The sequence below is a fragment of the Streptomyces malaysiensis subsp. malaysiensis genome, assembly GCF_040653035.1.
In the GTDB taxonomy this organism is placed as follows: Bacteria; Actinomycetota; Actinomycetes; order Streptomycetales; family Streptomycetaceae; genus Streptomyces; species Streptomyces malaysiensis.
In genome coordinates, this window is record NZ_JBEZNG010000068.1 from 1 (window position 1) to 9,740 (window position 9,740).

The 9,740-nt window shown below is 69.4% G+C and carries 2 protein-coding genes; both read left to right on the forward strand.

The genetic code is table 11. The features are described from left to right. Positions 1-18: 18 nt before the first annotated feature. Positions 19-6,633, forward strand: coding sequence for a type I polyketide synthase (locus tag AB0E24_RS45665; protein WP_359385929.1), 6,615 nt, complete (start codon positions 19-21; stop codon positions 6,631-6,633). Positions 6,634-6,690: 57 nt separating this feature from the next. Beyond that, on the forward strand, positions 6,691-9,740 hold a 3,050-nt coding region (locus AB0E24_RS45670), incomplete at its 3' end, for a type I polyketide synthase (protein WP_359385931.1).

Genomic DNA, 9,740 nt, shown 5'->3' on the forward strand with positions numbered 1-9,740 from the left:
GTGGAGGTGTGGCCGCCGGTGGGTGCGGTGCGGGTTGGGGTGGAGGGGGTTTATGAGGGGTTGGCGGAGCGGGGGTATGCGTATGGGCCGGTGTTTCGGGGGCTGCGGGATGCGTGGCGTCGGGGGGACGAGGTCTTCGTCGAGGCGGTGCTACCGGCGGAGGCTCGGGGTGATGCGGCGCGTTGTGCGATCCACCCCGCTCTGCTCGACGCCGCGCTGCACGGTATCGGCCTGGGGGGCCTGATCACCGACGACGGTCGGGCGTACCTTCCGTTCTCGTGGAGTGGGGTCAGGCTGCACGCGGTCGGTGCGTCCGCTGTCCGGATGGCGCTGACGCCCGCCGGGCCGGACACGGTATCGCTGAGGGTGACCGATGAGGCGGGCCAGCCGGTGCTTTCGGTGGACTCCCTCGTACTCCGCCCGGTTGCGGACGGACAGCTCGCCGAAGCCGAGGTCGGCAACCGCGATGCGCTCTACCGGGTGGAGTGGGTGGACGTAGGGGTGTGTTCGGTGGGGTCGTTGGTGGAGTGGGGAGAGGTGTCTGCTGGTGGGGTGGTGCCGGAGTGTGTGGTGTTGTCGGGGGTTGATGTGGTGGGTGTGTTGGAGGTTTTGCGGGCGTGGGTGCTGGAGGAACGTTTTGCGGGTTCGCGGTTGGTGGTGGTGACGCGGGGTGCGGTGTCGGTGGGTGGTGAGGGTGTGGTGGATGTGGATGGTGGCGCGGTGTGGGGGTTGGTGCGGTCGGCGCAGTCGGAACATCCGGGGCGGTTTGTGCTGGTGGATGTTGAGGAGGGCGTGGACGGGGATGTGGTTCCGGATGTGGTGGGGTTGCGGGAGTCGCAGGTGGCGGTGCGTGGGGGCCGGGCGTGGGTGCCACGTCTGATGGCTGTGGCTGCGGGTGGTGTGGGTGTGCATCAGGGGTTGGGTTCGGGTGTGGCGTTGGTGACGGGCGGGACGGGGCTGTTGGGTGGGTTGGTGGCGCGTCATTTGGTGTCGGTGTATGGGGTGGGCGAGTTGGTGTTGGTGAGTCGGCGCGGGTGGGATGCGCCGGGTGTCGAGGCTTTGGTGGATGAGTTGCAGGGGTTGGGCGCGCGGGTGCGGGTGGTGGCGTGTGATGTGGCGGATCGAGGTGCGGTGGCGGAGTTGGTGGGGTCGATTGAAGGGTTGGGGGTGGTGGTGCATGCGGCGGGTGTGGTGGATGACGGAGTGATTGGTTCTTTGGACGGGGAGCGGCTGCGTGGGGTGATGGAGCCGAAGGCTCTGGGGGCTTGGCATCTGCATGAGTTGACGCGTGAGCTGGATCTGTCGGCCTTTGTGTTGTTCTCGTCGGCGGCCAGTGTGTTGGGCAATGCGGGGCAGGGTGGTTATGCGGCGGCGAATGGGTTCCTGGACGCGCTGGCGGCTCATCGGCGGGCGCTGGGGTTGCCCGCGGTGTCGATCGCGTGGGGCTTCTGGGAAGAACGCAGCGAACTGACGGCCGACCTGGCCGAGGTGCAGCTGTCGAGGATCTCCCGGTCCGTGGGGACCAGCATCAGCAGTGCACAAGGACTGGACCTGTTCGACGCGGCGCTCGCCGCAGACGACCCGATGGTGCTGGCCACGCCCCTGAACCTGCCGGCGTTGCGGGAACAGGCCGCCGCGGGCACCTTGCCGTCGATCCTGAGTGGACTGGTCACGGCTCCCGTCCGCAGGGCAGTCGATTCCGGGCGTACCCCGGCCGGACTCCGGCACCAACTCGCCGGGGTGACAGAGGCCGAGAGGCAGAATCGGATCCTGCGCCTGGTGCGGGAACATGTGGCCGGAGTCCTGGGCCACGCCTCCGCGGAGTCTGTCGACGCCTCGCGGACCTTCCAGGAGATCGGCTTCGACTCGCTGACCGCGGTGGAACTGCGCAACCGGATCAGCGCCGCCATCGGCGTACGGCTGCCCGCCACCGCGGTTTTCGACCACCCCACCCCCCGGCTGCTGGCCGAGCGTGTGCTGGCCGAGGTGTGGGGCTCACTGCCCACCGCCGCCCCGATCATGCCGGTGTCGGCCGTCGACGACGAGCCGATCGTGATCGTGGGCATGAGCTGCCGCTTCCCCGGTGGTGTCGGGTCTCCTGAAGACCTATGGCATCTGGTCCACTCGGCCACTGACGCGGTCTCCGCGTTGCCCACGGACCGGGGCTGGGATCTGGCGACCTTGTCCGGCGCCAAGGGTGGTGCCGGTGCCTCGTACGCCCGGGACGGTGGATTCCTCTATGACGCGGCCGAGTTCGACGCCGGGTTCTTCGGGATTTCACCGCGTGAGGCGACCGCGATGGATCCGCAGCAGCGGCTGTTGCTGGAGACGGCCTGGGAGGTGTTCGAGCGGGCCGGGATCGCCCCGGACGCGCTCAAGGGCAGTCGGACGGGCGTCTTCACTGGTGTGATGTACCACGACTACGGCTCGTGGCTCACCGATGTCCCGGACGATGTCGAGGGCTATCTGGGCACAGGCATCGCGGGCAGTGTGGCGTCGGGACGGTTGGCCTACACGTTCGGGCTGGAGGGGCCTGCCCTCACGGTGGACACCGCCTGCTCGTCATCGCTGGTGGCGTTGCATCTGGCGGCCGAGTCGCTACGGCGCGGGGAGTGCTCGCTGGCACTCGCGGGCGGAGTCACCGTACTGGCGACTCCGCAGGTCTTCGTGGAGTTCACCCGCCAGGGTGGGCTTGCACCGGACGGCCGGTGCAAGCCCTTTGCCGCTGGTGCGGATGGGACGGGTTGGTCGGAGGGCGTGGGGCTGCTGTTGGTGGAGCGGTTGTCGGATGCTGAGCGGAATGGACATCCGGTGCTGGCGGTGGTGCGTGGCAGTGCGGTGAATCAGGACGGTGCGTCGAATGGGTTGACGGCGCCGAACGGTCCGTCGCAGCAGCGCGTGATCCAGCAGGCGTTGGCAAACGCTGGGCTTGCCGCCCGGGACGTGGACGCGGTGGAGGCGCACGGTACCGGTACGACGCTGGGCGACCCCATTGAGGCGCAGGCCCTGCTGGCCACCTACGGCCAGGACCGGGATCCGGGTCGGCCGTTGTGGTTGGGTTCGGTGAAGTCGAATATTGGTCATGCGCAGGCTGCGGCGGGTGTGGCTGGTGTGATCAAGATGGTGATGGCGATGCGGCATGGGGTGTTGCCGCGGACGCTGCACGTGGATGAGCCCTCCCCGCATGTGGATTGGTCTGCCGGTGCGGTGGAGCTCCTGGGTGAGCACACGGCGTGGCCGGAGGCCGGGCGACCCCGCCGGGCCGGAGTCTCGTCGTTCGGGGCGAGCGGTACCAACGCCCATGTGATTCTGGAGCAGGCCCCTGACACGGCGAGCGAACCTGAACCAGGCCCGGCGCGGAGTGAACTACCGGCGATTCCCTGGGTGTTCTCCGCTCAGGACGAGGCGGGTGTGCGCGCACAGGCCGTACGGTTGCGGGCCTTCGCGGACCGGAACGCGGATCTGGATCCGGTGGATGTGGGGTGGTCTTTGGCGGCCACCCGTGCCGGGTTGTCGCATCGTGCGGTGGTCGTGGGTGCGGATCGTGAGGAGTTGCTGGGGGCTTTGGAAGGCGCGCCGATGGTGGGTGTTCCGGTGGCGGGTGGACTGGCTGTGTTGTTCGCTGGTCAGGGGTCGCAGCGGTTGGGGATGGGGCGTGGGTTGTATGAGGCGTATCCGGTGTTCGCTGCGGCGTGGGATGAGGTGTGCGCTCAGCTGGACCGGTATGTGGATCGGTCGGTGGGTGAGGTGGTGTGGGGTGATGATGCTGAGTTGATCGGGGAGACGGCGTATGCGCAGGCGGGGTTGTTTGCGCTTGAGGTGTCGCTGTATCGGTTGATCGCTTCGTGGGGTGTGCGGGCGGATTATCTGCTGGGTCATTCGATTGGTGAGTTGGCTGCGGCTTATGTGGCGGGTGTGTGGTCGTTGGAGGATGCGGCGAGGGTGGTGGCTGCTCGGGGTCGTTTGATGCAGGCGTTGCCGCCGGGCGGGGCGATGGTTGCGGTGGCCGTCTCGGAGGGTGAGGTGCGGGGGGTGCTGACCGATGGGGTGTCGGTTGCGGCGGTGAATGGTCCCGAGTCGGTGGTGATCTCGGGTGATGAGGATGCGGTGTACGCCGTCGAGGAGATGTTCATCACGGGTGGGGTGCGGACGCGGCGGTTGCGGGTGAGTCATGCGTTTCATTCGGCTCGTATGGACGGGATGCTCGCGGAGTTCGGCGAGGTCCTGGACGGTGTCGAGTTCCACGCCCCGAGCCTGCCGGTGGTCTCGAACGTGTCCGGTGCGGTGGCCGGTGAAGAGCTCTGCTCGGCGGAGTACTGGGTGCGGCATGTGCGGGAGACGGTCCGGTTCGCCGATGGGCTGGACACTCTCCGCGAGCTGGGTGTCGGTTCATTCCTGGAGTTGGGCCCCGATGGCACGTTGGCCGCGCTGACCGATGGCGATGGGCTGCCGGTCCTGCGCCGGGATCGTCCGGAGCCCCTGTCCGTCATGGCGGCTTTGGGTGGGTTGTATGTCCGGGGTGTTGAGGTGGACTGGGGCGCGGTGTTCCCGGGTGGTCGGCGGGTCGATCTCCCCACCTACGCGTTCCAACGGCAGCGGTTCTGGCTGGAGCCATCATCGGCTGAGCCCACGACGAGCGCTACGGACGCGGCGTTCTGGGCTGCGGTCGAGCGCGGGGACCTCGGATCGTTCGGCATCGACGCCGAACAGCCGCTCAGCGCGGCGTTGCCTGCCTTGGCGTCGTGGCGGAGGACGCGGCAGGAGCAGTCGGTCATCGATGGGTGGCGTTACCGGCTCGGCTGGACGCCGATCCCGGCGGTGTCCGGGGAGTCCGGCCTCACCGGCACCTGGCTGCTGGTGGTCGAGCCGGGTGGTGGCGCCGATGACCTGGTGGGCGCGATGCGCGCGGCGGGGGCCGAGGTGCGGACGGTGACGGTGGCGGAGGTCGCGGAGGCGGCGGAGGCGGCGCGGCTCGGGGCGCCGGAGACCGTGCCCGCCACGGCGGGTGTGGTGTCGATGCTGCCCGTCGAGGAGACCGTCGCCGTGTTGCAGGCGCTTCGTACGACTGCGCCGTTGTGGTGTGTGACTCGGGGTGCGGTGTCGGTGGTGGATGGGGATGTGGTGGATCCGGTTCAGTCGGGGGTGTGGGGTCTTGGGCGGGTGATTGGGCTGGAGTATCCGGATCGTTGGGGTGGTCTGGTTGATCTTCCGGCGGTTGTGGATGAGGAGGCCGGTGTCTGGTTGTGTCGGGTGTTGGGTGGGGGTACGGGGGAGGATCAGGTTGCGGTTCGTGGTGGTGGGGCGTGGGGTGCTCGGTTGGTGCGGGTGGTGGGTTCGGGGTTGGGTGGGTCGGTTGTGTGGCGGGGTGGGGGGTCGGCGTTGGTGACGGGTGGTACGGGTGCGTTGGGTGGTCATGTGGCGCGTTGGCTGGCGGGTGCCGGTGTGGAGAACATCGTGCTGGTGAGTCGTCGGGGGTTGGCTGCGCCTGGGGTTTTGGGGTTGGTGGCGGAGTTGGAGGGGTTGGGTGCTGTGGTTCGGGTGGTGGGGTGTGATGTGGGTGATCGGGATCAGGTGGTGGGGTTGTTGGAGGGGATTGCGGATTTGCGGGTGGTGGTGCATGCGGCGGGTGTGCTGGATGACGGTGTGTTGGAGTCGTTGTCGGCTGGGCGGGTTGGTGAAGTGTGGCGGGTCAAGGTCGACGGTGCGTTGCATCTGGATGAGTTGACCCGGGATCGGGATCTGGATGCTTTTGTGTTGTTTTCTTCGGCTGCGGGGACTGTGGGTAGTGCGGGTCAGGGGAGTTATGCGGCGGCTAATGCTGCTCTGGATGGGTTGGCTTGGCGGCGGCGGGCGCAGGGGTTGGTGGCCACGTCGGTGGCGTGGGGTGCCTGGGCCGACAGCGGCATGGGGGCGGCCCAGCGGCAGCTCCCCGGCATGCCCCCGGAACTGGCGGTCGCCGCGCTTCAGCAGTCACTGGTCGAGGACGAGACCGCACTGATGATCGCGGACGTGGAGTGGTCGAGCTTCGGCTCCCGGTTCACCGCCGTAAGGCCGAGCCCGCTGCTCAGCGAACTGCTGCCCCTCGCCACCACGCCGATGGAACCGGTCGAGGAACTCGCCACTCGGCTGCGGGACATGCCACGGCTCGAGCGCGATCGGGCGGTGCTGGAGCTGGTCCGTGCCCAAGCGGCGGCCGTACTGGGCCATGCGAAGCCCGCTTCCGTCGACCCCTCGCGGACCTTCCAGGAAGTCGGCTTCGACTCGCTGACCGCGGTGGAGCTGCGGAACCGGCTGGCCACCGCCACCGGCGTACCCTTCCCGGCGTCCGTCATCTTCGACTATCCGACTCCCGCGGCGCTCGCCGACCATGTCCGTACCCGGTTCGTCCCGGACGAGGGCGAGGGCGAGGACGGGGCCGGGGGCGGCACGACGTCCGTACTCGCCGAGCTGACCAGGCTGGAAGCCGTGCTCTCCGACCTGTCCCCGACCGACATGGCCGGTGCCGAGGTCGCGGCGAAGATCAAGAGCCTGCTGTCCCACTGGGGCGCGGCCACCAACAGTGACATCGAAGTGGATTCCGCGACGGACGAGGAGATGTTCGACCTCCTCGGCAAGGAGTTCGGGATCTCGTGAACCTGCCGTCGAGTTCGCCTCCGAGTGAGTCCAGCACCGCGTTGAGAGGGCTGTCCTGTGGAGAATGAAGAGAAACTTCGTCACTACCTCAAAGAGGTCACGAAGGATCTGCGGCAGACCCGTCAGCGCCTTGAGGACATCGAGGCGAAAAGCCGCGAGCCCATCGCGATCATCGGCATGAGCTGCCGTTTCCCCGGTGGCATCGCAACACCGGAAGCGCTGTGGGACCTGGTGCGCGAGGGCGGCGACGCGGTGTCGGACTTCCCGACCGACCGCGGATGGGACACGGAGGGCCTCTACGACCCCGCGGGCGGCTCCGGTAAGTCCGTCACCCGCTACGGGGGATTCCTGCACGGCATCGCCGATTTCGACGCCGCGCTCTTCGGGATCTCCCCCCGCGAGGCCATCGCGATGGACCCACAGCAGCGGTTGATGCTGGAAACCTCCTGGGAGGCGTTCGAGCGGGCCGGTGTCCACCGTGACGCGGTGCGGGGCAGCCGGACCGGAGTGTTCATCGGCACCAACGGCCAGGACTACGCCACGCTGCTCAGCGCTGCCCGCGACGAGGTCCAGGGCCACCTCGGCACGGGCAGCGCGGCGAGCGTGCTCTCGGGACGGGTCGCCTACACCTTCGGTCTCGAAGGGCCGACGGTCACCGTGGACACCGCGTGCTCCTCCTCGCTGATCGCCCTGCACCTGGCCGTTCAGGCGCTGCGCAACGGGGAGTGCGAGCTGGCGCTGGCGGGCGGCGTCACGGTGATGACGACGACGAACACCTTCGTCGAGCTGTCCAAGCAGGGCGGGCTGGCGTCGGACGGCCGGTCCAAGGCGTTCGCGGCGGCGGCGGACGGCACCGGCTGGGGAGAGGGCGCCGGGGTGCTGCTGGTGGAGCGGCTGTCCGACGCCGAACGCCACGGTCACCCGGTGCTGGCGGTGGTGCGTGGCACCGCCGCCAACCAGGACGGCGCCTCGAACGGGCTGACCGCGCCCAACGGGCCCGCCCAGCGCCGGGTCATCCGCGCGGCACTGTCCAACGCCCAGCTGTCCACGGGCGATGTCGACGTGGTGGAGGCACACGGCACCGGCACCAGGCTCGGGGACCCGATCGAGGCACAGGCCCTGCTGGACACCTACGGTCAGGACCGGGAGCAGCCGCTGTGGCTCGGATCGGTCAAGTCGAACCTGGGACACGCCCAAGCCGCCGCGGGCGTCGCCGGGGTCATCAAGATGGTCCTCGCCATGCGGCACGGTGTGCTGCCGCGCACCCTGCACGTGGACGAACCGACCCCGCACGTGGACTGGTCCGCCGGTGCGATACGGCTGCTCACCGAGCGGACCCCGTGGCCGGAGACCGACCGGCCGCGCAGGGCCGGGGTCTCCGCCTTCGGGGTGAGTGGCACCAACGCCCATGTGATCGTGGAGCAGGCACCGGAGACCGAGCCCATCGAGCCGTCCAGGATTGAACCGGTGACGGTGCCCTGGGTGCTTTCGGGCCAGGGCGAGGCCGGTCTGCGCGCGTTCGCGGACCGGCTCGCCGACGTGGCCACCGAAGCGCACCCCGGCGACCTCGGATGGACCCTGGCCACCACGCGCTCGGCCCTGTCGCACCGTGCGGTGGTGATCGGGTCCACACCGGCGGACCTGCGGAGCGGCCTCGCGGCGGTGGCCGCCGGAGAACCGGCCCCGAACGTGGTGGAGGGAGTGGCCGGTCCCGACACCGGTGTGGTCCTCGTCTTCCCGGGACAGGGCTCGCAGTGGGCCGGTATGGCCGTGGAGTTGCTGGACACCTCCCCGGCCTTCGCCCGCCGGTTCGCCGAATGCGCCCGTGCCCTGGAGGCGCACCTCGACTGGTCCATCGAGGACGTGGTGCGCTCCGTGCCCGGTGCGCCCTCGCTCGACCTCATCGAGGTCGTCCAGCCGGTGCTGTTCACCATGATGGTGTCCCTCGCCGAGCTGTGGTCCTCCTACGGGATCACTCCCTCGGCGGTGGTCGGTCACTCTCAGGGCGAGATCGCGGCGGCCTGTGTGGCCGGGGCGCTGTCGCTGGAGGACGCGGCCAAGGTGGTGGTGTTGCGCAGCCGCCTCTTCGCCGAAACGCTGGTGGGCAACGGCGCTATCGCGTCGGTCGCCCTGCCGGCGGAACAACTGGCCACCCGGATCGAGCCGTGGGGCGAGCGCCTCGCGGTGGCCGGGGTGAACGGGCCAGCGGCGGCCACGGTGGCCGGTGACCCGCAGAGCCTCGAGGAATTCGTCGCCGCATGCGTGGCGGACGGCGTACGCGCCCGTGTCGTGCCCGCCACCGTGGCGTCCCACGGCCCGCAGGTGGAACCGCTGCGTGAACGGCTGCTCGCCCTGCTGGCCGACGTGGCGCCACGCCAGTCCACCGTTCCGTTCTACTCCACGGTGACCGGCGGGCTTCTGGACACCACGGAACTCGACGGGGACTACTGGTTCTGGAACGCCCGTAAGCCGATCGACTTCCTCGGCGCGCTCCACGCGCTGTTCGCCGACGGCCACCGCGTCTTCGTGGAGTCGAGCACCCACCCCGCCCTGACCATGGGCATCCAGGACACGGCGGACGCCTCCGGTGAATCCGTGGTGGTCACCGGCTCGCTGCGGCGTGGCGAGGGAGGGCTCGCCCAGTTCTGTTCGGCCGTGGCGAGGCTGCATGTGCACGGCGTACGAGTGGACTGGCCGGCGGCCTTCGGCGCGGCGCGGCGGGTGGAGCTGCCGACCTACCCCTTCCAGCGGGAGCGTTACTGGCTGACGCCCCGGCCCGGCCACGGTGACGCCTCCGCCCTGGGACTCGGCGCGCTCGACCACCCCCTGCTGGGGGCCACGGCCGTGCTGCCGGAGTCCGGCGGCTGCCTGCTCACCGGCCGGCTGTCCCTGGCCACCCACCCTTGGCTGGCCGATCACGCCCTCTCCGGGGTGGTGTTGTTTCCGGGGGCGGGGTTTGTGGAGTTGGTGTTGCAGGCGGGGTTGTGGTTGGGGTGTGGGGTGGTTGAGGAGTTGACGTTGGAGGGGCCGTTGGTGTTTTCGGAGCGGGGTGGGGTTGAGGTTCAGGTGGTGGTGGGTGGTGTGGGTGAGGGTGGTGTGGGTGGTGG